The organism is Pantoea sp. SM3 (genome assembly GCF_000963995.1).
GTDB lineage: Bacteria > Pseudomonadota > Gammaproteobacteria > Enterobacterales > Enterobacteriaceae > Pantoea > Pantoea rwandensis_B.
This window is the reverse complement of the sequence record NZ_JZRD01000026.1, coordinates 46,813-70,370: the sequence shown is the minus strand read 5'-3', so window position 1 is coordinate 70,370 and position 23,558 is coordinate 46,813. Positions and strand designations below refer to the sequence as shown.

Genomic DNA, 23,558 nt, shown 5'->3' with positions numbered 1-23,558 from the left:
TGAGTGAGTGAGTGAGTGAGTGAGGCCTGACGGATAAAAGAAAGGCCGCCTTGCGGCGGCCTCTGATGCTGCTGGCTAAATTAGCCCAACTGCTTACGTGCATTGCGGAAGATGCGCATCCACGGGCTGTCTTCGCCCCACTCTGCCGGATGCCAGGAGTTGCTCACCGTACGGAACACACGCTCTGGGTGCGGCATCATGATGGTGACGCGACCGCTTTCGTTGGTGACCGCAGTGATACCGTTTGGCGAGCCGTTCGGGTTCGCAGGATAATTTTCGGTGACTTTACCGAAGTTATCCACGAAGCGCAGCGCCACCAGACCTTTGCTTTCCAGCTGTGCCAGATGGTTAGCATCACGGACTTCCACAAAACCTTCACCGTGCGAGACAGCGATTGGCATATGAGAACCGGCCATGCCGTCCAGCAGCAGTGATGGGCTAGCCGCCACTTCAACCAAACTGAAGCGCGCTTCAAACCGCTCTGACTGGTTGCGCACGAAGCGTGGCCACAAGTCGCTACCCGGAATCAGCTCACGCAAATTCGACATCATCTGGCAGCCGTTACATACGCCCAGCGCCAACGTCTGTGGACGGTGGAAGAAGTTTTCGAACTCATCACGCACACGGCCGTTGAACAGAATCGATTTCGCCCAACCTTCACCTGCCCCCAATACGTCACCGTAAGAGAAGCCACCGCACGCGACCAGCGCCTGGAACTCTTCCAGGCCACGGCGGCCCGCCAGCAGATCGCTCATGTGCACATCGACTGCGGTGAAACCAGCACGGTGGAAGGCAGCCGCCATCTCAACGTGGGAGTTCACGCCCTGCTCACGCAGCACGGCAACACGAGGACGCGCGCCTGTGGCGATCATCGGCGCAGCAACATCTTCTTCTGGCTTGAAGGTCAGATGGACGTTCAGGCCAGGATCGTTGTCGTCTTTCTTCGCTTCGTGCTCCTGATCGGCACAGGCAGGGTTGTCACGCAGACGCTGCATCTGCCAGGTGGTTTCTGCCCACCAGGTGCGCAGCGTGGTACGGCTTTCGCTGTACACAGCGCTGTCGCCAGAACGGATGACAAAGCGATCGCCCGGCAGTGCCTGACCAATCACATGCACATTGCTGCTCAGACCATGGTCGGCAAACACTTTCTCAACGGCTGCACGATCAGCGGCATTAATCTGGATCACTGCACCCAACTCTTCGGTGAACAGTGCTGCCAGCGCATCGTTACCCAGCGCGGCGATATCGGCTTCGATACCGCAGTGACCGGTGAAGGCCATTTCAGCCAGTGTGACCAGAAGGCCGCCATCAGAACGGTCATGGTAAGCCAGCAGCTTCTGCTCGGCCACCAGCGCCTGAATGGCGTTGAAGAAGCCTGCCAGCTGCGATGCATCACGCACGTCGGCTGGCTTATCGCCTAACTGACGATAAACCTGTGACAGTGCGGTAGCACCCAAGGTGTTTGCGCCGTTGCCCAGATCAATCAGCATCAGCAGGTTATCCTGGTCAGCTTGCAGTTGAGGCGTTACGGTGCGGCGCACGTCTTCTACACGCGCAAAGGCGGTGATCACCAGCGACAGCGGTGAGGTCATCTCACGCTCTTCGGTACCCTGCTGCCAGCGGGTTTTCATCGACATCGAGTCTTTGCCCACTGGAATCGTGATGCCCAGCGCCGGACACAGTTCTTCACCGACCGCTTTCACTGCCGCATATAAACCGGCATCCTCACCCGGGTGACCCGCTGCCGCCATCCAGTTCGCAGACAGCTTCACACGCTGCAGTGAACCAATCGCAGTGGCCGCCAGGTTGGTCAGCGCTTCACCGACCGCTAAACGGCCAGATGCAGCGAAGTCCAGCAAGGCTACTGGAGCGCGTTCGCCCAGTGAGAAGGCTTCGCCGTGATAGCTATCCAGGCTAGCGGTGGTCACTGCACAGTTCGCGACCGGGATCTGCCATGGGCCGACCATCTGGTCACGCGCCACCATACCGGTTACCGAACGGTCACCGATCGTAATCAGGAAGGTTTTCTCTGCCACAGTTGGCAGATGCAGTACGCGATTAACGGCGTCAGCCACGGTAATACCGTCACGCACCAGCGCATCGCCTTTAGCCTGCTGAGTGGCAACATCACGCGTCATCTTCGGCGTTTTGCCCAACAGCACGTCCAACGGCATGTCGATAGGGTTGTTATCGAAGTGGCTATCCGCCAGGTTCAGGTGCAGCTCTTCGGTGGCTTCACCGATCACCGCATATGGCGCACGCTCACGCTTACACAGCTCGTCAAACAGCGCCAGCTGAGCCGGTGCCACCGCCAGCACATAACGTTCCTGAGATTCGTTACACCACACTTCCAGCGGGCTCATGCCTGGCTCATCGTTAAGGATGTCGCGCAGGTTGAAGTTACCACCACGGCCGCCATCGCTCACCAGCTCTGGCATGGCGTTCGACAGACCGCCTGCACCCACATCGTGGATGAACAGAATCGGGTTAGCTTCGCCCAGCTGCCAGCAACGGTCGATCACTTCCTGGCAGCGACGCTCCATTTCCGGGTTGTCGCGCTGGACTGATGCAAAATCCAGATCCGCATCAGACTGACCAGACGCCATTGAAGAGGCTGCTCCGCCGCCGAGACCGATGTTCATCGCAGGCCCGCCGAGCACGATCAGTTTCGCACCAACGACGATCTCACCCTTCTGCACGTGGTCAGCTCGGATGTTACCAATACCGCCCGCCAGCATGATTGGCTTATGGTAGCCACGCAGTTCTGAGCCATTATGGCTGTTCACGCGCTCTTCATAAGTACGGAAGTAACCGTTCAGTGCAGGACGGCCAAATTCGTTGTTGAACGCTGCGCCGCCTAGTGGGCCTTCAGTCATGATATCCAGCGCGGTAACAATACGCTCCGGCTTACCAAAATCCTCTTCCCACGGCTGTTCAAAGCCAGGAATACGCAGGTTAGAGACGGAGAAACCGACCAGGCCCGCTTTTGGCTTCGCGCCACGTCCCGTTGCGCCTTCATCACGGATTTCACCGCCGGAACCGGTCGCAGCACCTGGCCACGGCGAAATCGCGGTGGGGTGGTTATGGGTTTCCACCTTCATCAGGATATGCGCCTCTTCCTGATGGAAGGTGTATTCGCCCTTCTGCGCATCGGCGTAGAAGCGGCCCACTTTTGAACCTTCCATCACCGCGGCGTTGTCTTTATAAGCAGACAGCACGTGCTCAGGATTATGCTCAAAAGTGTTTTTGATCATTTTAAACAGCGACTTCGGCTGTTTTTCACCGTCGATAATCCAGTCGGCGTTGAAGATTTTATGACGGCAGTGCTCGGAGTTTGCCTGGGCAAACATATAGAGCTCGATGTCGTTCGGATTACGGCCCAGTTTGGTGAAGGCATTCAGCAAATAGTCGATTTCGTCATCGGCCAGCGCCAGGCCCAGCGTGGTGTTGGCCTGTTCCAGTGCAATGCGACCGGCACCCAGCACATCAACGCTTTTCAGCGGCTGTGGTTCATGATGCGCGAACAGCTGCTGTGCTTCATTCAGGTCACCGAACACGGTCTCCATCATGCGGTCATGTAGCAGGCTAGCCAGCTGTTGCCATTGCGCTTCCGTCAGCTGCGGTGCCTGCACATAGAAGGCCATGCCGCGTTCGAGGCGGATAACCTGGGGCAGATCGCAGTTGTGCGCGATATCGGTGGCTTTTGATGACCACGGAGAAATGGTGCCGGGACGCGGCGTCACCAGTAACAGACGCCCTTGTGGCGCGTGCTCGGCGAGAGAAGGACCGTATTTCAGCAGACGTTGCAGGCGGGCATGTTCATCCGCACTGAGCGGTGCACTGACATCGGCAAAATGGACGTACTCGGCGTAAATATCACTCACTGGCAGGTGAGCGTCCTGAAAGCGGGTCAGCAGTTTGTTTACACGAAATGCCGACAGAGCGGGCGAACCACGCAGAATTTCCATCATCAAAGATCTCTCGTCTTCGAAGCGCCGGGCGACGCTTCATTGGGCGCAACAGGGGAAAACGGGCGGTATTATAGAGAAACAGCACGGGTTACGAAACCGTTTGCGCATAAAATCTGGCACTCAGCATTTGGCTGAATTTTGCACAATTCTTGCTATATAAGTTGCCCTGCTGCGCTTTGTTGCGCAAAATGCCCATCGCTCTGGGAGTGAAAACAACATAAATACTGCCTTTTAAAAGACAGAGGCCTGTGAGCCATTACGAGACAACTATTTGAAACGCCTGAAAATAAACTATCTGCTGATCGGTCTGATCACCGTGCTGCTTGCGCTGGCACTGTGGCCTTCAATCCCCTGGTACGGGGGCGGAAAAGACGCGTTATCGCAGATTAAATCACGTGGAGTGCTGCGCATCAGTACCGTCAACTCCCCGCTGACTTACTACACCATCAATAATGCACCAGCCGGTATGGATTACGAGCTGGCGAAACGCTTCGCCGATTATCTTGGCGTCAAACTCGAAGTTACGGTGCGTCCGAACCTCGGCGATCTGTTTGACGATCTGGACGATGGTAAGGCGGATTTGCTTGCAGCTGGGCTGATCTACAACGGTGAACGCCTTGCCCACTATCAAAGTGGACCGAGCTACTACTCTGTTTCGCAGCAGTTGGTGTACCGCATTGATAAGCCACGGCCGAAGACGCTCGGCGATTTAAAAGGCCGCCTGATTGTGCAGTCCGGTTCGGCATATCTGTCAACTTTACGTTCCGCCAAAGCTGACAGCTATCCCGATCTCGATTGGGCGATCTCTACCGATCAGGGACAGAAAGCGCTGCTGGAAGCCGTCGCCGACGGCAAGCTGGATTACACGGTGGGCGATTCGGTCACCATCGGCTTATTGCAGCGCATCCATCCGCAGCTGGCCGTAGCATTCGACATCACCGATGAAGAACCGGTCACCTGGTATCTGCCACGCAATGATGATGACAGTCTGAATGCGGCAATGCTCGACTTCTATAGCCAGATGGGCGAAGAAGGCACAATGGCGCGCCTCGAAGAGAAGTATCTCGGCCACGTTGGTACTTTTGATTACGTGGATACCCGCACCTTCCTGCGCGCGATTGATAACACGTTGCCGGATATCAAACCGCTGTTTGAGAAATACGCGGCGAGCATGGACTGGCGTCTGCTGGCAGCCATCTCTTATCAGGAGTCGCACTGGAATCCGCAGGCGACCTCGCCGACCGGCGTGCGCGGCATGATGATGTTGACGCGTAACACCGCTGACAGCCTCGACGTCAACGATCGCCTTGATCCTGAGCAGAGCATCCGTGGTGGCAGCGAATACCTGCAACGTATGATGGAGAAGGTGCCGGACACCATTCCTGATGATGAGCGCATCTGGTTTGCATTAGCGGCATATAACATGGGCTATGCGCACATGCTGGATGCCCGCAAGCTGACGGCCAAACAAGGCGGTAATCCTGATAGCTGGGCCGATGTCAAACAGCGTCTGCCGATGCTGAGCCAGAAGCGTTATTACGCGCAAACCTCCTACGGCTACGCGCGCGGCCATGAAGCTTACAACTATGTAGAGAACATCCGTAAGTATCAGATCAGTCTGGTGGGATATCTGCAGGAACAGGAGAAGCGCATCGCTCAGCAGTCGGCGCTGGAAGCCGAACTGGGCGCCGGTTACCCGGCGGTCGAACCTAAGATTGCGATGAACTAACCTTCGCGCTGCGCCTGCCGCAGCGCTTTCTTTTGCTCGCGGCGCATGCGGAAGAAGTCACTCAACATACCGGCGCACTCGTCCGCCAGTACACCGCAATCAATCTGAATCTGATGATTCATGCCTGGATGACCAATCACGTCCATGAGCGAGCCCGCTGCGCCCGTTTTCTCATCCTTTGCGCCATAGACGAGCCGCGTAATGCGGCTGTGCACCATCGCACCGGCGCACATCACGCACGGCTCCAGCGTCACATACAACGTGGTGTCGAGCAGGCGATAGTTTTCGAGAATTTTACCGCCCTGGCGCAGCGCCATGATCTCGGCATGCGCGGTCGGATCGCACTGACCAATCGGCCGATTCCAGCCTTCACCGATCACTTTATCGCCCTGCACTAATACCGCGCCCACCGGCACTTCGCCCTGTTCCCACGCGCGACGCGCCAGCTCCAGCGCATGGCGCATCCAATATTCATCAGTTTGTGGGTTCACCGGGCAGCTCCTGCGGATTTAAAGGCGGCGCATTATAGACGGAATCGCCACATGATTCACTCCAGCTGTTGCAGCTCACCGCGTGATGTTACCCGCCAGCGATGCTGGCAGAAGAACAGCAGCGGGTTATCCTGTTTACTGTCGCTGTAACCGCTGTAGAGTTGCAATGGTGTACCAATCTTCTCTTCGAGTTGAGCAACCTTCTCATGCCCGAGGCAACGCATGGCCAATACGCGCCCCCCTAAACCGGGTTGCATCTGGCTGGCAATCAGTTGAACGCGCGGCAGAAAGGCCGAATCGAAATAGACCTGCTCCACCAGTGATTGTGGCGAACCGGTAATCAGCCACACATCCGCATCATCGCTGCTGAGATAATCCGTCAGACGTTGTTGCACCACCGGAAAAGCGGTGACGCGCTGGCGGAACCATGTCGCGAACGCGGCCTCACGCTGACGCAGGCGCAGCTCACTGTGGCCGAAGGTAATGGCCCACAGCAGCAAGCTCATTGGCCAGCGCGCAGCGCGCCCTTTAAACAGCATTCCCAGACCAATCACCGGCAACAGCGGCACCACCAGCAACAGGTTGATCGGCTGACGTCGCAGCAGATAACGCATAAAGGTGCCAAACATGTCCTGCTGATGCAGCGTGCCATCGAGATCGAAAAACACCACGCGGCGTTGCGTACCCTTTGTCAAACTCCACTCCTTATCTTTCCTTTCTACGGCTTGCCCTACAGTGTAGCCAGCTTCAACGGCGGGGGCGAAAGCAGTCATTTTTAATTCCAATGACCACAATGCCAGCTGAATAGTTTATTCTTTGTGTCGGCGTGCTGTCATTAAAACCTGACCGTGCGAAAAGAGACTAAGCTCAAGCGGGATTAGATGGATTAAGGATCGAACATGAGTTCATTGCTGCGAATTCGCCAGCTCTACCCTCGACTGGCGCTAAATGAGCGTCGGCTGGCGGATTTTTTGCTGTCGCAGCCGGATCGGGCACGGCATCTGAGTTCACAAAAACTGGCTGAGGAATCGGGCGTCAGCCAGTCGAGCGTGGTGAAGTTTGCCCAAAAATTGGGCTATAAGGGATTTCCTGCGCTGAAACTGGCACTGAGTGAGTCGCTGGCGGATCGTGACGCCATCACCGTGCACAATCATATTCTCAGCGACGATCCCCTCAAAGTGGTCGGCGAAAAATTACTGACTGAGAAGATCTCCGCTATCCGCGCCACGTTGGATATCAACAGTGAAGAGAAGCTGCTGCAAACCCTGCAATTGCTGAAAAACGCCAACCGCATTTTGTTAGTGGGTATCGGTGCGTCGGGGTTAGTGGCGAAAGATTTCTCATGGAAGCTGATGAAGATTGGCATCAACGCAGTCGCCGAGCAGGATATGCATGCTTTACTGGCGAGCGTGCAGGCGATGGCACCGGGGGATGTGCTGCTGGCGATTTCCTATACTGGCGAGCGGCGTGAAATTAACCTTGCGGCGCAGGAAGCCGCGCAGCTGGGGGTCGACGTGCTGGCGTTTACCGGCTTTACCCCCAACTCACTGCAACAGTGCGCTTCCATATGCTTGTACACCGTTGCCGAGGAGCAAAGTACGCGCAGTGCCGCCATCTCATCCACCAGTGCACAACTGGCGTTGACCGACCTGCTGTTTATGGCGTTGGTACAAAACGATCCAGAACGCGCTTCAAGCCACATACGGCACAGCGAAGAACTGGTAAAGAAATTGGTGTAATGCGAAAAAGGCCGTTATCCGGCCTTTTATTGGCTGATTCTTAACGCACAGAATGATCACGCGGCGTTTTCCTGATGCCTGGCTGACTTACAGCGAATTCTGCTTCAGTGAGCTTAATTCCCGCTTTGTTTGATCCAGCACAACAAACCCTGCGCCTGCAGAAGCCGATTTTATGATAAGGTGCGCGCCTTCTTTCACAGGCTAATGGCGATCATGGCTTTACTCATTACGGCGAAATGCATCAATTGCGATATGTGCGAACCTGAATGCCCGAACCAGGCTATCAGCTTAGGTGAGATGATCTATGAGATTGATGTCGACCGCTGCACCGAGTGCGTAGGCCATTATGATGTGCCGACCTGCCAAAGCGTCTGCCCGATTGATAACACCATCATTTCTGACCCACAGCACCCGGAAACCCGTGAGGCGCTGTGGGAGAAATTTGTCGTGTTGCACCCTTAGTCTTCGATGATTACCGTTGCGCAGGCGTAGTGGCGCTCATCGGCCAGGGTAACATGCACATGTTTCACGCCCAACTGGCTGGCAATCACTTTTGCCTGTTCGAAAAAGCGTAAGCCCGGTTTGCCAAGCGCGTCGTTGTACACTTCGAATTGATTAAAGGCCAGGCCACCGCGAATCCCGGTACCAAAGGCTTTGGCCGCCGCTTCTTTCACTGCAAAACGTTTGGCAAGAAAGCGCACTGGTTGCTGGTGCGCCTGATACTGTTGCCACTCGGCTTCGCTTAAGACGCGACGCGCCAGACGATCGCCGGATCGCTCAATCACACCGGCAATACGTTCAATTTCAACGATGTCACTGCCGAGTCCAAGAATCGCCATTAGCGACGCGCTTCCCGCATCAGCTGCTTCATCTCTGACACCGCATCCGCCAGCCCACTGAACAGCGCACGGCCAATGATAGCGTGACCAATGTTAAGCTCGTGCATCTCCGGCAGTTCCGCGATCGGTTGCACATTGTGATACGTCAGACCGTGACCGGCATTAACCTTCAAGCCCAGGCTGGCTGCAAACGTGGCCGCTTTGCGAATGCGAGACAGCTCGGCTTCACGCTCCAGCCCTTCCGGTGCTTCCGCGTAGGCGCCGGTGTGGATCTCAATGTAAGGTGCGCCGCTGGCAACGGCCGCTTCAATCTGGCGATGATCGGCATCGATAAACAGCGACACCAGGATACCCGCTTCGCTCAGCAGGCGAACCGCTGCGTTGATTTTGTCCTGCTGACCCGCCACATCTAATCCGCCTTCGGTGGTCACTTCCTGGCGCTTTTCTGGCACCAGACACACGAAGTGCGGCTTGATGTCGCAGGCAATGTCGATCATCTCATCGGTCACCGCCATCTCCAGATTCATGCGCGTCTGGATGGTGTCGCGCAGAATACGCACATCGCGATCGGTGATATGACGACGATCTTCACGCAGGTGCACAGTGATGCCATCTGCGCCCGCCTGTTCAGAAACAAACGCAGCCTGGACTGGATCGGGATAATTCGTGCCACGTGCGTTACGTACGGTGGCGATGTGGTCAATGTTGACCCCTAACAGCAACTCAGCCATGACAATCCTTAAATAGGTTCAGTGTGTTTGCAGTGTACCGTGCTGAGCATATCAGGCGGTACGACCAGCGCTAGTCGTTTGCCACATCGGGCTTCTTTTTTGGCACAAACTGGCGAAACAATTCCTGGCTCTTCAGCGGTTTTCCGCCCAGATAAGGCTTAAGCGCCATACGCGTGAACCGCTTGGCAGCACGCAGGCTGTCGGCATCGGGAAACTCACGTGTCCACAGCGCACGCAGCTGGCGACCGGTGAAGCTGCGTTGGTTCACCACCAGGCTGGCGATAAAGCCCTTCTCTTCACGGTAGCTGTACGTCATGCCGTCATCGATCTCTTCGCCACTGCCCGCACAGTGCAGGAAATCCACGCCGTAACCCAGATGCCCCAGCAGCGCCAGTTCAAAGCGACGCAACGCCGGTTCAGGCGTGCCGCTGCCTGCGGCCAGCATCTGGATGCAATGGAGATAATCAAAGAAAAGATCGGAGAAAGGAATTTCCTGCTCAAGCACACGCGACAGCAGTTCGTTAACGTACAGCCCGCAATAGAGCGTGATGCCACTGAGCGGTAATGCCAGCGACACCGCTTCGGCGCTGCGCAGCGTTTTGACTTCGCCACGCCCGCCCCAACGCACCAACAGCGGCGTGAAGGGTTGGAGTGCACCTTTGAGTTGGGAACGGCGCGAGCGTGCGCCTTTGGCGAGGACGCGGACGCGCCCTTCGCTTTCGCTGAACAGATCGAGCAGGAGGCTGGTTTCGCTGTAAGGGCGACTATGCAGCACAAAGGCGCGTTGCCAGCCTTCCATCAATTATTCGTCTGTGTAGCCCAGGCTGCGCAGTGCACGTTCGTCATCCGCCCAACCCGATTTCACTTTAACCCACAGTTCGAGATGCACTTTAGCTTCAAACATCTCTTCCATGTCTTTACGCGCTTCAATACCGATGGTTTTAATCTTGGCGCCTTTGTTGCCAATCACCATCTTCTTCTGCCCTTCGCGCTCGACGAGGATCAGACCGTTGATGTCATAGCCACCACGATCGTTAGAGACGAATTGTTCGATTTCCACGGTCACTGAGTAAGGCAGTTCGGCACCGAGGAAGCGCATCAGTTTTTCACGGATGATCTCAGACGCCATAAAGCGCTGTGAGCGGTCGGTGATGTAATCTTCCGGGAAGTGATGGTCAGATTTCGGCAGGCATTTACGCGCGATAGCGGCAATCGCATCGACGTTTTTACCGCTTTCCGCCGAGATCGGCACGATCTCAAGGAAGTTCATCTGCTGGCTCAGGAACTGCAGGTGCGGCAGCAGAATGGTTTTATCCTGAATGTTGTCGACCTTGTTAACGGCCAGCACTACCGGCACTTTGCCGTCGCGCAGCTTGTTCAAGACCATTTCATCGTCCGGCGTCCAGCGGGTGCCTTCAACAACAAAAATCACCAGCTCCACATCACCAATTGAGCTGCTGGCAGCACGGTTCATCAGGCGGTTAATCGCCCGCTTCTCTTCCATGTGCAGCCCTGGGGTATCCACGTAGATCGCCTGATAAGCGCCTTCGGTGTGAATGCCCATGATGCGGTGACGCGTGGTTTGCGGTTTACGCGAGGTGATCGACACTTTCTGCCCCAATAACTGGTTCAGTAAGGTGGATTTGCCAACGTTAGGTCGGCCAACAATCGCGATAAAGCCGCTGTGTGTTTCGATTTCGCTCATTCGAGTCCTGACTTGGGCAGCGTCGCTGTCGACGCTGTGATATGACTATGTATTTTATTCGAGGCCAAGCTTAATTAATGCCTGTTCAGCGGCAGCTTGCTCTGCTTTACGGCGGCTGGAACCTACACCCACCACCGGGTCTGCCATGCCACTCACCTGACAGTGAATGGTGAATTCCTGATCGTGGGCTTCACCACGCACTTGCACCACCAGATAAGAAGGCAGCGGCAGGTGACGCCCTTGCAGAAACTCCTGCAGACGCGTTTTTGGATCTTTTTGCTTATCACCCGGGCTGATCTCATCAAGGCGATTTTGGTACCAATCGAGGATCAGTTTCTCAACGGTTTGAATGTTGCTGTCGAGGAAGATACCGCCAATCAGCGCTTCAACCGTATCAGCAAGAATCGATTCGCGACGGAAACCGCCACTCTTCAACTCGCCCGGTCCAAGACGTAAACATTCGCCGAGTTCAAACTCACGCGCCATCTCTGCCAGGGTATTGCCCCGCACCAGCGTAGCGCGCATGCGGCTCATGTCACCTTCATCCACGCGTGGGAAGCGATGATAAAGCGCATTGGCAATCACATAGCTGAGAATGGAATCGCCAAGAAACTCAAGACGTTCATTGTGCTTACTGCTGGCACTGCGGTGAGTCAATGCTTGCTGCAGTAGTTCCGGATGAGTAAAAGTGTAGCCCAGTTTGCGCTGCAGCTTGTTAATAAGGATGGGGTTCATGCGATTCCAGTTATTCTGTGCGTCTGTAACTCTGCATACGAAACAGGGCTGAGCTTCCAACACGTTCTGTTTCGTGTGCAGTGGCCCCCCGAAAGAGGCCAACCGTGTTGCCCACCGCAGTGGGCATAATGCTTAGTGGATTCCGCCGATGCGACTTAAGCGCACGCCCGTTGGCCACTGTCCTTCTTGTTTCTCAAAGCTCATCCAGATAGCCACCGCTTTACCGACCAGATTCTTCTCAGGCACAAAGCCCCAGTAGCGGCTGTCGGCGCTGTTATCGCGGTTATCACCCATCATGAAATATTGCCCTTCCGGCACGATCCACGTGGATTGCGGCTGACCCGGCTGCTGATAATACATGCTTGCCTGGCTCTGCGCTTCGTTTACTAACAGGATATCGTGCGTCACCGTGCCCAGCGTCTCTTTACGTGTTCCCAGACGCAGGCCGCCCTTCATGGTTTCGCCCTGTGGTGCTTCAAAGAAGCCGTTGCCGGTTTCATTGCCATCAAAGCCGCTGAAGGTTTGAATGAAGCGGCTTGGCTCCACGTTGGTATAGGTGATCGGCAACGCAGTATCGCATTTGCCCGTGCCACAACCCGGGTTAACCGTTAGCGTTTTGCTGTAAGGATCAAACACCACTTTGTCGCCCGGCAGACCGATCACACGTTTAATGTAATCGACGCTCGGATCTTTCGGGTATTTAAACACCGCCACATCACCGCGCTGCGGATGACCCGTTGGGATCAGCGTGGTTTGAGTAATCGGATCTTTGATGCCGTAAGCAAACTTCTCCACCAGAATAAAATCACCAATCAGCAACGTCGGCATCATGGAACCTGATGGGATCTGGAACGGCTCAAAAATAAATGAGCGAACGATCAGTACCACCGCGAGCACCGGGAACACCGATGCCGCCGTTTCTACCCAGCCTGGCTGAGCCGCCACTTTGGCCAGCGTTTTGCCGTCCAATGTGTTGCCCGCCTGCGCTTGTGCAGCTGCCTGCTTAGCACGACGCGCCGGAGCCCATTTAAAGCGATCGATACACCAGATAACACCCGTTATTAGCGTGGCGATCACCAGAATCAGGGCGAACATATTAGCCATTAAAATTCCTTATTTGCTGTCTTTACCGACATGCAGAATGGCAAGGAATGCTTCCTGCGGCAGCTCAACGTTGCCGACCTGCTTCATTCGCTTCTTACCATCTTTCTGCTTCTGCAACAGTTTCTTCTTACGGCTCACGTCACCGCCATAGCATTTCGCCAGGACGTTTTTACGCAGCTGCTTGACCGTTGAGCGAGCGATAATGTGGTTGCCGATTGCCGCCTGAATCGCAATATCGAACTGCTGACGTGGGATCAGATCTTTCATCTTCTCCACGAGGTCGCGGCCACGATACTGAGAGTTATCACGGTGGGTAATCAGCGCCAGCGCATCTACACGTTCTGAGTTAATCATCACGTCGACACGCACCATGTCAGAGGCCTGGAAACGTTTAAAGTTATAGTCCAGCGATGCATAGCCGCGAGACGTTGATTTCAGACGGTCGAAGAAGTCGAGTACCACTTCTGCCATTGGGATTTCATAGGTCAGCGCAACCTGTTTACCGTGGTAAACCATGTTGGTCTGCACACCGCGTTTCTCAATACACAGGGTGATCACGTTGCCGAGGAACTCCTGCGGCAGCAGCATGTGACACTCGGCGATCGGTTCGCGCAGTTCTTCAATATTGTTCAGCGGCGGCAGCTTGGATGGGCTATCGACATAGACAGTTTGACCATCGGTCGTCAGCACTTCATAGACCACCGTCGGCGCAGTGGTGATCAGGTCGAGATCGTATTCACGCTCCAGACGTTCCTGAATGATCTCCATGTGCAGCAGGCCAAGGAAGCCGATGCGGAAGCCAAAGCCCAGCGCCGTTGAACTCTCTGGTTCGTAGAACAGTGAGGCATCGTTCAGGCTCAATTTGCCCAGCGCATCACGGAATGCTTCATAGTCATCAGAGCTGATCGGGAACAGACCGGCATAAACCTGTGGCTTCACTTTTTTAAAGCCTGGCAACACTTTGTCAGCAGGATTTCGCTGCAGCGTTAAGGTATCGCCTACTGGCGCGCCGAGGATGTCTTTAATTGCACACACCAACCAGCCCACTTCACCGCAATTGAGTTCATTACGGTCAACCTGTTTCGGTGTAAAGATGCCTAAGCGATCAGCGTTATAGGTCTGACCGGTGCTCATCACCTTCACTTTGTCGCCTTTGCGCAGCGTACCGTTCTTGATACGAATCAGTGACACAACGCCCAGGTAGTTATCGAACCATGAGTCGATGATCAGCGCCTGCAGTGGGCCTTCCGGATCACCTTCCGGTGGTGGGATATCACGCACCAGACGCTCAAGCACATCCGGAACGCCAACGCCGGTTTTCGCCGAGCAGCGCACGGCATCAGCCGCATCAATACCAACGATATCTTCAATCTCTTCCGCCACGCGCTCAGGATCGGCCGCAGGCAAGTCGATTTTGTTCAGAACCGGTACCACTTCCAGATCCATTTCCATTGCGGTGTAGCAGTTCGCCAGCGTCTGTGCTTCAACGCCCTGACCTGCATCGACCACCAGCAATGCCCCTTCACAAGCCGCTAACGAGCGGGAAACTTCATAGGAGAAGTCAACGTGGCCGGGAGTATCGATAAAATTGAGCTGGTAAGTTTCACCGTTCAGCGCTTTGTAATCGAGCGTTACGCTTTGCGCTTTGATGGTAATGCCGCGCTCGCGCTCCAGATCCATAGAATCCAGAACCTGCGCCGCCATCTCACGATCGCTGAGGCCACCACAAATCTGAATCAAGCGGTCAGAGAGCGTTGATTTGCCGTGGTCGATGTGTGCGATGATGGAGAAATTTCGTATGTGCTTCATTTATATGAATATCTTCACGTAAAAAATCAGTGGAAAACTTGAGCACAGACACATTCAGGAAAGTGAGCTTTACCCGGAATCCTGTCAGCCTCATTAATGACGACGCATATTACACTGTTAACGCCGCGCGTTAAAGAATGGAACTGTGGGGAATCGCAACAGATTTCAGCGGGTAAGCCTAAATGAAAAAGCCGCGCATTGCGCGGCCCTGGCAGGGATCAACCTTCATTTTCTACGCGTATGGCATCGGGTGGTAACGCAACGCTGAGGATGATCGGCTGAAAGGCTTCCCGATGACCGAACACGCTGGAAACCCCTTTAGCCACAATAAAGCCACCAATGCCGCCTAACAGCGCACCGCAGGCCGCCGCCAGATCGCTGTGGAACAGCATCTGAAACAGACCTGCGACTAAAAACAGGCCAAACAGCGGCGTCATGTAAACCAGCAGTGCTGAACCCAGCAGACTGCTTTCACGGATACCCAATTCAATGCGCTGTCCGGGCTGTAAAGGCTCCGGGCTGGCAATGGTCATGACATGAGCATTTTTCGGCCCAAGTTGATTGAGCGCGTGGCTGCCGCAGCCTTTGCGGGCTGAACAGCTGTTACAGGAGGTTTTCGCTTCCGAGTGCAGCGTGGCAATGCCTTTTTCCCACGCCACCACGGTGGCCCATTCTCTCATCATTTTTGTGCACCTGAATCTATGCTGTCCGCGATACGTTTGGCCGTTGCAGGCGGTAATTCGCCCACCACGGTGATTTCACGATTATCGCGCACTTCTGTCTGCACCGTACGACGCCCAGTGCGCAATGACTGCGGCACACTGCTTTTATCGGCAGGCGTAATGTTGATAGCAAAGCTGAATAAGCCATCGCTGTACAGACGAGATTCTACGGTTTTGTTCATGGCTGGCATATCGCGGCGACTCTGCGAAATCAGTGTCATACCCGCAGGCAACCAGCCTGGCTGCCAGCTGAGCTGCACTTTATCGCCCGCCGGTAATGATAGCGTTGGCGGCAGATTGGCTTTTTCCAGCCCCTGCATCAGATTACGCACGCCTTCATCCACCGCAAAGCTGATGACACGGAACTGCTCGAGCGTTTCACCATCGCGATCCAGCAAATCAATGCGTAGCGGCAATTTAGTATCAACATCCAGCCACACGACATAGCTGTAGCGCGTGCCATCACGCGACACGATGCGCACCACTTCGCACATTTGATCGGCCATACGCGAACGTCCTACCGGAATAAAATCGTAGGCATCACCAAGGCGGGAGAAATCAGCAAACATCAATGCAGGCAGCGCATCAATAATGTGATTGCCCGGTAGCGAGAAGGGATCAAGCCCTGGCTCGAAGTAGCTGATGTCATTGCCACGCTGAATCACTTCACGGCGCGGCCCATCCATCTGCAACAGTTGGGCAAAGATACGATTATCGATAACTGCATGACGATAGCGCAGAGATTCAATGCCAAGACGAGAGACATTGATGTAGGCGAATTCGTAGTTGAGGTTCTGGCTTGCCTGCTCCATCTGCTGTAACAACGCCCCGGAAGCAGATGTCTGCGCCGGGGCGGTGGAGGACCAAAGCAGGCTGCCTGCCAGCAGGCTAACGGCACACCAAAGTTGCTTCATTACTGCTGTTGAGTTCCTAACGACTGATTTCCGGGAACGTTAGCTTGCGCCTGCTGTGGATCATTCTTTTCATCGAACTGGACCTGATCAGCATGCAGACGGCGTTGCAGTTCATAGTCCTGCAGCATGGCATTCACACGACGACGCTGTTCCTGCACCTGCTGGTTAGAGCTATTGGTGTCAAACGCGTCAGAAGGGACGCCAAGACTGACAGGAGAAGCTTTACCCATCATCGGCAGCGTATTAAACGCTGGAGAATCTGAGGTTTCCGTTGCACTGCTGCCAGGCTGAGTATTGTAGTGCTGAACACCCACAATCACTGCCAGCGAGACACAGGCAGCCACACCAATCTGCGCCAGTTGTGCAGTCCAGGTGCCGCCACGGCGCCAGAACGGCATTTTCTCCCAGCGTGATGGCTCAGGCTGCGCTTCAGGAATCAGCGGAGTCACTTTGCGCAATGGCTCATTTTCAATGGCCGCTGCAACGCGTGCGGAGATATCAAAATGCAGCACTTCACCGACATCACCTCGTAAGGTGTCGCGGATTAGATGGTAGCTCTCCCAGCTTTTTTGAAGATCTGCATCCTTCGACAACGACGCCAACAGCTCGTTATCGAGAGTTTCACCATCCATTAAAGCGGAAAGTTTTTCTTTCTGCATGCTTTGGTACCCTTCCAGTAGCCGTTATCACTGACGTTGGATAAGCGGTTGAACTTTATTATCAATGGCCTCTCGGGCACGGAAAATACGCGAACGAACGGTACCCACCGGGCAATCCATGATGGCGGCAATCTCTTCGTAACTTAAACCATCCAACTCCCTGAGGGTGATGGCCATACGCAGATCTTCGGGAAGCGCCTCAATGGTCCGAAAAACAATTTGTTTCAGTTCCTCTGACAACATTAAGTTCTCAGGGTTCGAAATTTCTTTTAATGCACCCGCACTTTCGAAATTTTCTGCATCGATCGCATCCACATCGCTGGATGGCGGACGACGCCCCTGAGCCACTAAATAGTTTTTTGCTGTATTCACCGCAATGCGGTACAGCCATGTATAAAAGGCGCTGTCGCCACGGAAAGATTCCAGTGCGCGATACGCTTTAATAAAGGATTCCTGAACCACATCAGGCACATCGCCTAAAGGGACATAACGTGAAACCAGGCTCGCCACTTTATGCTGGTATCGAATAACCAGTAAATTAAATGACTTTTGATCTCCTTTCTGAACCCGCTCAACGAGAACCTGATCCGTTAACTGCTCGCTCATCCGAGGTAATGTCTCCCCAAATCTCTTTTTATGCGTAAGTGAACTGCCAGCACATCTCATTGTTCTGAGCAAGCATGCGCTTAGAGTCATATGTTGGCCTGAAGTTCACCACGACCAGATATTTTCCGTATCGGAACCACGACATCATTGTTGTTGATTGTCTTTCAGTGTAGCGACTTGCTACGCCGTTGGCGTCATTTGCGGCACCGATAATCGCTGGGAGAGTACCCTATGACGCCCTAATTTTCACCTTTATTACCTGAATTTTCAGAGTGTTTGGTATAAAAAACACGATGTGCTTATTTTCGGACATAACTTACTGAAATCGCGTGATTATGTCGCCGCTCTGGATAATTTTACCGCGTAATTTGTTCAAAATACTTCACAGGACCGGCTTCCAGGCTTATGCTCGGGAAATCTTTTGTTTAGTAAATTAAACACCATGACGTCGAATCCTGATTACCAATGTGATGTGTTAATTGTGGGTAGCGGTGCTGCAGGCCTGTCTCTGGCGCTGCGACTGGCACCCTATTACCAGGTGACCGTGTTAAGCAAAGCACAGGTGAACGAAGGCTCGACGCTGTATGCCCAGGGCGGTATCGCCGCGGTGTTTGATGAAACAGACAGCATTGAGTCTCACGTCGAAGACACCTTGATCGCCGGTGCTGGTTTGTGTGAACGTGAAACCGTTAGTTTTATTGCCAGCAATGCGCGCCATTGCGTGCAGTGGTTGATTGATAACGGCGTGGCCTTCGACAAGGAACCGCAAATTGACGGCGAAGCGCGTTACCATCTGACGCGCGAAGGTGGGCACAGCCATCGTCGAATTCTGCACAGCGCCGATGCCACTGGCCGCGCGGTTGAAACCACGCTGGTGAGCCAGGCGCTGAGCCATCCCAACATCCGCATTATTGAACGCACTAACGCCGTTGATTTAATTCTTTCCGACAAATTGGGGCTGCCCGGTAAGCGTCGGGTGGTGGGCGCGTGGATCTGGAACCGCAATCGCGAACAGGTGGAAACCTGTCGTGCTCGCGCGGTGGTATTGGCCACTGGCGGTGCAGCAAAAGTGTATCAGTACACCACCAACCCGGATGTGGCCTCTGGTGATGGTATTGCGATGGCATGGCGTGCTGGGTGCCGTGTCGCCAATCTGGAATTCAATCAGTTCCACCCCACCTGTTTATTCCATCCTCAGGCACAGAACTTTTTGCTCACGGAAGCGTTACGCGGCGAAGGCGCATGGTTGCTGCGCCCGGATGGTACTCGTTTTATGCCTGATTTTGACGAGCGCGCTGAACTGGCCCCGCGCGATATCGTAGCGCGCGCTATCGATCATGAAATGAAGCGTTTGGGTGTCGATTGCATGTATCTGGATATCAGCCACCAGCCAGAGAGTTTTGTCCGCGCGCACTTCCCGATGATCTACGAGAAACTGCTGACCTTCGGACTGGATCTGACCAAACAGCCCATTCCCATTGTTCCTGCTGCGCACTACACCTGCGGCGGCGTGATGGTGGATCAGCAGGGCCGTACCGATGTCGATGGGCTGTATGCCATTGGCGAGGTGAGCTATACCGGCCTGCACGGTGCCAATCGTATGGCATCGAATTCTTTGCTCGAGTGTCTGGTGTATGGCTGGTCTGCGGCGGAGGACATGATTCGCCGCTTGCCGGAGGTTGCCGCCGTCGAGCAATTGCCGGCCTGGGATGAAAGCCGGGTCGATGACGCGGACGAACGCGTCGTTATTCAGCACAACTGGCATGAACTGCGCCTGTTCATGTGGGATTACATGGGAATTGTGCGCACCACCAAAAGGCTTGAGCGCGCACTGCGCAGGATTAATTTACTGCAGCAGGAAATTGATGAGTACTACGCGCATTTCCGTCTATCCAACAACCTGCTGGAGTTACGCAACCTGGTGCAGGTGGCGGAGTTGATGGTGCGCTGTGCGCTGGAACGCAAAGAGAGCCGTGGCCTGCACTTTACGCCTGATTATCCCGATCAACTCTCTGAGGCTTTACCGACTCAGCTCCAGCCAGAGCATTATCGGAACAGATAAAAATCACTCACCAGACTCAGCCAGTCAGCCGAGTAGCTCTTATCTTCATCACGAATGGCGAGACGCTCCAGCAACGTTTCGCCTGCTGTTGGCGAGAAACCTAACACCAGACGATTCGGCGGACGTTGTGCATAAGCCGCCACATCGTAGCGATACCGCAGATGCCAGCCTTCGGCCAGCGCCAGCTGAATGAGATTCTCTCCGGCATCCTCGGGCAGCACCACGCAAAAGAGACCTTCTTCTTCAATTAACTGAGCAGCACAGCGTAATAACGTGGGGTGGTCCAGCGTGGTGGTACTGCGCGCGTTATCACGCTCCGTGCTGGCTGACGCGGTTCCCGGCGAAAAAAAAGGCGGGTTGCTGACAATCAGGGAATAACGTTTTTCAGATTGCTCGCTCCAGCTGACGATGTTTTGTTGATGCACCGTGATGCGATCGGCCCAGGGAGAAGCCTGCACATTTTCTTCAGCCTGGTTGGCCGCACTGGCATCCAACTCGACCGCATCCAGCATCACCTGCTGTGGCGTACGCTGTGCCAGCATCAGCGCAATCAATCCGCTGCCGCAGCCAATATCCAGAATTCGTCGCGCGCCGGCCACCGGCGCCCAGGCACCCAATAACACGCCATCAGTGCCGACTTTCATCGCACAGCGGTCATGCGCCACGAAAAATTGCTTAAAGGTAAAACCATCTTTTCTTAACATTGCCCGCGTCTGCGGCTGGTCCTGAGACATACTTCACTACCGTTGAATTACCTACTGCGGGAAGTGTAACGTGGTCGTGAGGGGAATTCACCTTCACCTGCTGCACACAAACAGATGAAGATTATGTCTGTTCTGTCTATAATCAGCGCCCCAAACTGAGGTAGACCATGACCGTAACCACATTCTCCGAACTCGAACTTGACGAAAGCCTGCTGCAAGCGCTGCAGGAAAAAGGCTTCACGCGCCCCACTGCCATTCAGGCTGAGACCATTCCTGCCGCGCTGGAAGGCCGTGACGTTCTGGGTTCGGCGCCAACCGGAACGGGGAAAACCGCTGCTTTTCTGCTGCCCGCTTTACAGCATCTGCTCGACTTCCCACGCAAAAAATCGGGCCCGCCACGTATTCTGATCCTCACGCCAACCCGCGAACTGGCGATGCAGGTTGCCGATCACGCACGTGAGTTGGCTAAACACACTCACCTGGATATCGCCACCATCACCGGTGGTGTGGCTTATATGAACCACGCCGAAGTATTCAGCGAAAACCAGGACATCGTGGTGGCCACCACCGGTCGCTTGCTGCAGTACATCAAAGAAGAAAACTTTGACTGCCGCGCGGTTGAAACTCTGATTCTGGATGAAGCCGACCGCATGGTCGACATGGGCTTCGCGCAGGATATTGAAACCATCGCAGCGGAAACCCGCTGGCGCAAACAGACGCTGCTGTTCTCCGCCACGCTGGAAGGCGAAAATATCAAAGACTTCGCCGAGCGCCTGCTGAACGATCCGGTATCAATCGAAGCCGATCCCAGCAAAAGCGAACGTAAAAAGATTCAACAATGGTTTTATCGTGCTGACAACCTTGAGCACAAAACCAAGCTGTTGGTGCATCTGTTAAAACAGCCTGAAGCCAAGCGCGTGGTTGTGTTTGTGCGTAAACGCGAACGTCTGCATGAACTGGTGACCTGGCTACACGAAGCCGGTATTCGTACCAGCTATCTTGAAGGTGAGATGGTGCAGGTAAACCGCAATGAAGCGATTAAGCGTATCAACGAAAATCGCGTCAACGTGATGATTGCGACCGATGTTGCAGCACGCGGAATCGACATTGATGACGTCACCCACGTCATCAACTATGACCTGCCACTCACTGCCGATATCTACTTGCACCGCATTGGTCGTACGGCGCGTGCTGGACGTAAAGGCACGGCGATTTCGTTGGTTGAGGCACATGACCATGTGCTGCTGGGTAAAATTACCCGTTATATCAACGAGCCGATTAAAGCGCGCATCATCGAAGAGTTGCGTCCGGAATCGCGTGCACCGAGTGCTAAAGTCACGGGTAAACCCTCGAAAAAAGCCCTTGCGAAGCGTAAAGAGCGCAAAGAGAAAGAAGCTGAAAAACCGCGTGTTAAGCAACGTCATCGCGACACCAAAAATGTCGGTAAACGTCGTAAGGCGAGCGGCAGCAGCACACCAGAGAGCGGTGCAGAATAAATCAGCACGCACTCAATAAAGCGCCTCTGATGAGGCGTTTTTTTATCTTTAGCCTGCCAAAATAGCGCTTCGGTTATATTTTTTCTGTCAATCGCCCATCCCGCATTCCCTTTCAGGATCGATAAAAACAAAAAAGCCGCGCCGAAAGGTATCAGCGCCGCCTGGATTGCTGTGTGACTTTTCGTCAGCCGATCAATTACAGACTTTCAGTGAAAGTACGGGTAATCACATCGCGCTGCTGTTCAGGGGTAAGCGCATTAAAGCGCACCGCATAACCAGACACTCGAATAGTCAGCTGCGGATATTTTTCCGGATGCTTAACCGCATCTTCTAAGGTTTCGCGACGCAGCACGTTGACGTTCAAGTGCTGGCCACCCTCAATACGCACCTCGGGTTTCTGCTCCAGCGGGATTTCACGGTAAGCAATGTCGCCCAGATCGCTAATAGCAACGATCTGATCTTCCGTGAAATCGCCTTTTGCGCACAGGCAGCGGGCTTCCGCTTTCTCATCATCCAGCAACCAGAATGAGTTCAGCAATTGTGGGTTATTGGCCTGAGTAATTTGAATACCGGTAATCATAGTGACCTCCAGGGCTTTAGTGCGCGATATTTGATATCACGCGGTGAATCCATTGATCTGACACATTGATATATCACCGGGGCTTTGGGGCCGTTTTGACCTGTATCAATTATGCTGCCAGGCAAAACTCACCTCATCGCTAACAAATTGATTTAAAACCATTCCGCTCAAAAACTTTCTCTGCAATTTTTCAAATTATTTTTACCCTTCTGCTGCCGCGTGCGACACGTTAAGCTAGGCGCAAATTTTTGCAGGGAGTTAAAGATGGCTGAGAAGCTGACCTGGCACGACGTGCTGGCTGAAGAGAAAGAAAAACCTTACTTCGTCGAAACCTTAAAAGCGGTAGCCAACGAACGCGCAGCAGGTGTGACCGTTTATCCACCGCAGAAAGACGTGTTTAATGCCTTCCGTCTGACTGAGCTGGGCGACATTAAAGTGGTGATTCTGGGTCAGGATCCTTATCACGGCCCTAATCAGGCGCATGGTCTGGCATTCTCTGTGCTTCCCGGCGTGCCCACTCCTCCTTCGCTGCTAAATATGTACAAAGAGTTGGAGACGGATATTGCGGGCTTTACGCGCCCACAGCACGGCTTCCTCGAAAGCTGGGCCACACAAGGTGTGATGCTGCTGAACACGGTGCTAACGGTAGAAGCCAGTAAAGCGCATTCCCACGCGCGATTCGGCTGGGAAACCTTTACGGACAATGTGATTAGCGCGATCAATCAACATCGTGAAGGGGTGATTTTCCTGCTGTGGGGTTCGCATGCACAGAAGAAAGGCAGCATTATCGATACGCAACGTCACCATGTTTTAAAAGCGCCGCACCCCTCACCGCTTTCCGCCCATCGCGGCTTTTTTGGCAGTAAGCACTTCTCGCAGGCGAACGCGCTGTTAAGCCAGTCCGGCCAGACGCCTATCGACTGGATACCCGTTCTGCCGTAGAAATAAAAACGGCCGCAATC

22 protein-coding genes are annotated in these 23,558 nt (G+C 54.3%); 6 read left to right on the top strand and 16 right to left on the bottom strand.

Going from position 1 to position 23,558, the window contains the following annotated elements:
- Positions 1-80 precede the first annotated feature (80 nt).
- Entirely contained in the window at positions 81-3,971 is a 3,891-nt protein-coding gene (gene purL / locus VI01_RS15830; protein WP_045815863.1) for a phosphoribosylformylglycinamidine synthase, read from the bottom strand.
- Positions 3,972-4,242: 271 nt separating this feature from the next.
- Between purL and mltF the strand changes: the two genes are divergently transcribed.
- Positions 4,243-5,700, top strand: a complete 1,458-nt coding sequence (mltF, locus tag VI01_RS15825; protein WP_038645371.1) for a membrane-bound lytic murein transglycosylase MltF — start codon at positions 4,243-4,245, stop codon at positions 5,698-5,700.
- Here the strand turns inward: mltF and tadA are convergent.
- Together tadA and yfhb are read right to left on the bottom strand one after the other, a co-directional pair.
- A complete protein-coding gene (gene tadA, locus VI01_RS15820; RefSeq protein WP_072017009.1) occupies positions 5,697-6,191 on the bottom strand; it encodes a tRNA adenosine(34) deaminase TadA in 495 nt (164 codons plus the stop codon). The two genes, mltF and tadA, sit on opposite strands and share 4 nt — an antisense overlap.
- Before the next feature lie 56 nt (positions 6,192-6,247).
- The gene (yfhb, locus tag VI01_RS15815; protein WP_038645369.1) at positions 6,248-6,886 is read right to left on the bottom strand and encodes a phosphatidylglycerophosphatase C; all 639 of its coding nucleotides are present in this window, start codon (positions 6,884-6,886) and stop codon (positions 6,248-6,250) included.
- 204 nt (positions 6,887-7,090) lie between these two features.
- Here yfhb and VI01_RS15810 point away from each other — a divergent pair, with 204 nt between their 5' ends.
- Both VI01_RS15810 and VI01_RS15805 read left to right on the top strand, forming a co-directional pair.
- Positions 7,091-7,930 (top strand): MurR/RpiR family transcriptional regulator, encoded by an 840-nt coding sequence (locus VI01_RS15810; protein WP_034825629.1) that lies wholly within the window; start codon positions 7,091-7,093, stop codon positions 7,928-7,930.
- A gap of 213 nt (positions 7,931-8,143) precedes the next feature.
- The gene (locus VI01_RS15805; RefSeq protein ID WP_034825627.1) at positions 8,144-8,392 is read left to right on the top strand and encodes a YfhL family 4Fe-4S dicluster ferredoxin; all 249 of its coding nucleotides are present in this window, start codon (positions 8,144-8,146) and stop codon (positions 8,390-8,392) included.
- Here the strand turns inward: VI01_RS15805 and acpS are convergent.
- From acpS to rpoE, 11 genes are all read right to left on the bottom strand, one after another.
- Positions 8,389-8,769, bottom strand: coding sequence for a holo-ACP synthase (gene acpS, locus VI01_RS15800; protein WP_034825626.1), 381 nt, complete (start codon positions 8,767-8,769; stop codon positions 8,389-8,391). The two genes, VI01_RS15805 and acpS, sit on opposite strands and share 4 nt — an antisense overlap.
- A complete protein-coding gene (gene pdxJ, locus VI01_RS15795) occupies positions 8,769-9,500 on the bottom strand; it encodes a pyridoxine 5'-phosphate synthase (RefSeq protein WP_034825624.1) in 732 nt (243 codons plus the stop codon). Before pdxJ ends, acpS begins: the two co-directional genes overlap by 1 nt.
- Positions 9,501-9,570: 70 nt before the next feature.
- Positions 9,571-10,299 carry a DNA repair protein RecO gene (gene recO, locus VI01_RS15790; protein WP_045815862.1) on the bottom strand — a complete coding sequence of 243 codons (729 nt, stop codon included), beginning with the start codon at positions 10,297-10,299 and terminating at the stop codon, positions 9,571-9,573.
- A gap of 3 nt (positions 10,300-10,302) precedes the next feature.
- Complete coding sequence (gene era / locus VI01_RS15785) at positions 10,303-11,205, bottom strand: GTPase Era (RefSeq protein WP_034825620.1); 903 nt, start codon at positions 11,203-11,205, stop codon at positions 10,303-10,305.
- Between the two features lie 54 nt (positions 11,206-11,259).
- A complete protein-coding gene (gene rnc / locus VI01_RS15780) occupies positions 11,260-11,940 on the bottom strand; it encodes a ribonuclease III (protein ID WP_038645358.1) in 681 nt (226 codons plus the stop codon).
- Positions 11,941-12,072: 132 nt separating this feature from the next.
- Positions 12,073-13,044, bottom strand: coding sequence for a signal peptidase I (gene lepB / locus VI01_RS15775; RefSeq protein ID WP_034825616.1), 972 nt, complete (start codon positions 13,042-13,044; stop codon positions 12,073-12,075).
- Positions 13,045-13,053: 9 nt separating this feature from the next.
- The gene (gene lepA, locus VI01_RS15770; RefSeq protein WP_038645354.1) at positions 13,054-14,853 is read right to left on the bottom strand and encodes a translation elongation factor 4; all 1,800 of its coding nucleotides are present in this window, start codon (positions 14,851-14,853) and stop codon (positions 13,054-13,056) included.
- Between the two features lie 218 nt (positions 14,854-15,071).
- Positions 15,072-15,536, bottom strand: a complete 465-nt coding sequence (gene rseC / locus VI01_RS15765; protein WP_038645352.1) for a SoxR-reducing system protein RseC — start codon at positions 15,534-15,536, stop codon at positions 15,072-15,074.
- Positions 15,533-16,489, bottom strand: coding sequence for a sigma-E factor regulatory protein RseB (rseB, locus tag VI01_RS15760; protein WP_034825608.1), 957 nt, complete (start codon positions 16,487-16,489; stop codon positions 15,533-15,535). Before rseB ends, rseC begins: the two co-directional genes overlap by 4 nt.
- Entirely contained in the window at positions 16,489-17,148 is a 660-nt protein-coding gene (gene rseA / locus VI01_RS15755; protein WP_034825605.1) for an anti-sigma-E factor RseA, read from the bottom strand. Before rseA ends, rseB begins: the two co-directional genes overlap by 1 nt.
- Before the next feature lie 27 nt (positions 17,149-17,175).
- Positions 17,176-17,754, bottom strand: a complete 579-nt coding sequence (rpoE, locus tag VI01_RS15750) for an RNA polymerase sigma factor RpoE (RefSeq protein ID WP_045815861.1) — start codon at positions 17,752-17,754, stop codon at positions 17,176-17,178.
- Between the two features lie 442 nt (positions 17,755-18,196).
- Here rpoE and nadB point away from each other — a divergent pair, with 442 nt between their 5' ends.
- A complete protein-coding gene (nadB, locus tag VI01_RS15745; RefSeq protein ID WP_045815860.1) occupies positions 18,197-19,816 on the top strand; it encodes an L-aspartate oxidase in 1,620 nt (539 codons plus the stop codon).
- Here nadB and VI01_RS15740 read toward each other — a convergent pair.
- On the bottom strand, positions 19,801-20,550 hold the full coding sequence (locus VI01_RS15740) for a tRNA1(Val) (adenine(37)-N6)-methyltransferase (protein ID WP_045815859.1): 750 nt from the start codon (positions 20,548-20,550) through the stop codon (positions 19,801-19,803). The two genes, nadB and VI01_RS15740, sit on opposite strands and share 16 nt — an antisense overlap.
- A gap of 137 nt (positions 20,551-20,687) precedes the next feature.
- Here VI01_RS15740 and srmB point away from each other — a divergent pair, with 137 nt between their 5' ends.
- The gene (gene srmB / locus VI01_RS15735) at positions 20,688-22,016 is read left to right on the top strand and encodes an ATP-dependent RNA helicase SrmB (protein WP_034825597.1); all 1,329 of its coding nucleotides are present in this window, start codon (positions 20,688-20,690) and stop codon (positions 22,014-22,016) included.
- A gap of 196 nt (positions 22,017-22,212) precedes the next feature.
- Here the strand turns inward: srmB and grcA are convergent, their stop codons facing one another.
- Positions 22,213-22,596 carry an autonomous glycyl radical cofactor GrcA gene (gene grcA, locus VI01_RS15730; protein ID WP_038645342.1) on the bottom strand — a complete coding sequence of 128 codons (384 nt, stop codon included), beginning with the start codon at positions 22,594-22,596 and terminating at the stop codon, positions 22,213-22,215.
- 264 nt (positions 22,597-22,860) lie between these two features.
- Here grcA and ung point away from each other — a divergent pair, with 264 nt between their 5' ends.
- On the top strand, positions 22,861-23,538 hold the full coding sequence (gene ung / locus VI01_RS15725; protein ID WP_045815858.1) for a uracil-DNA glycosylase: 678 nt from the start codon (positions 22,861-22,863) through the stop codon (positions 23,536-23,538).
- The last annotated feature ends 20 nt before the right edge of the window (positions 23,539-23,558 follow it).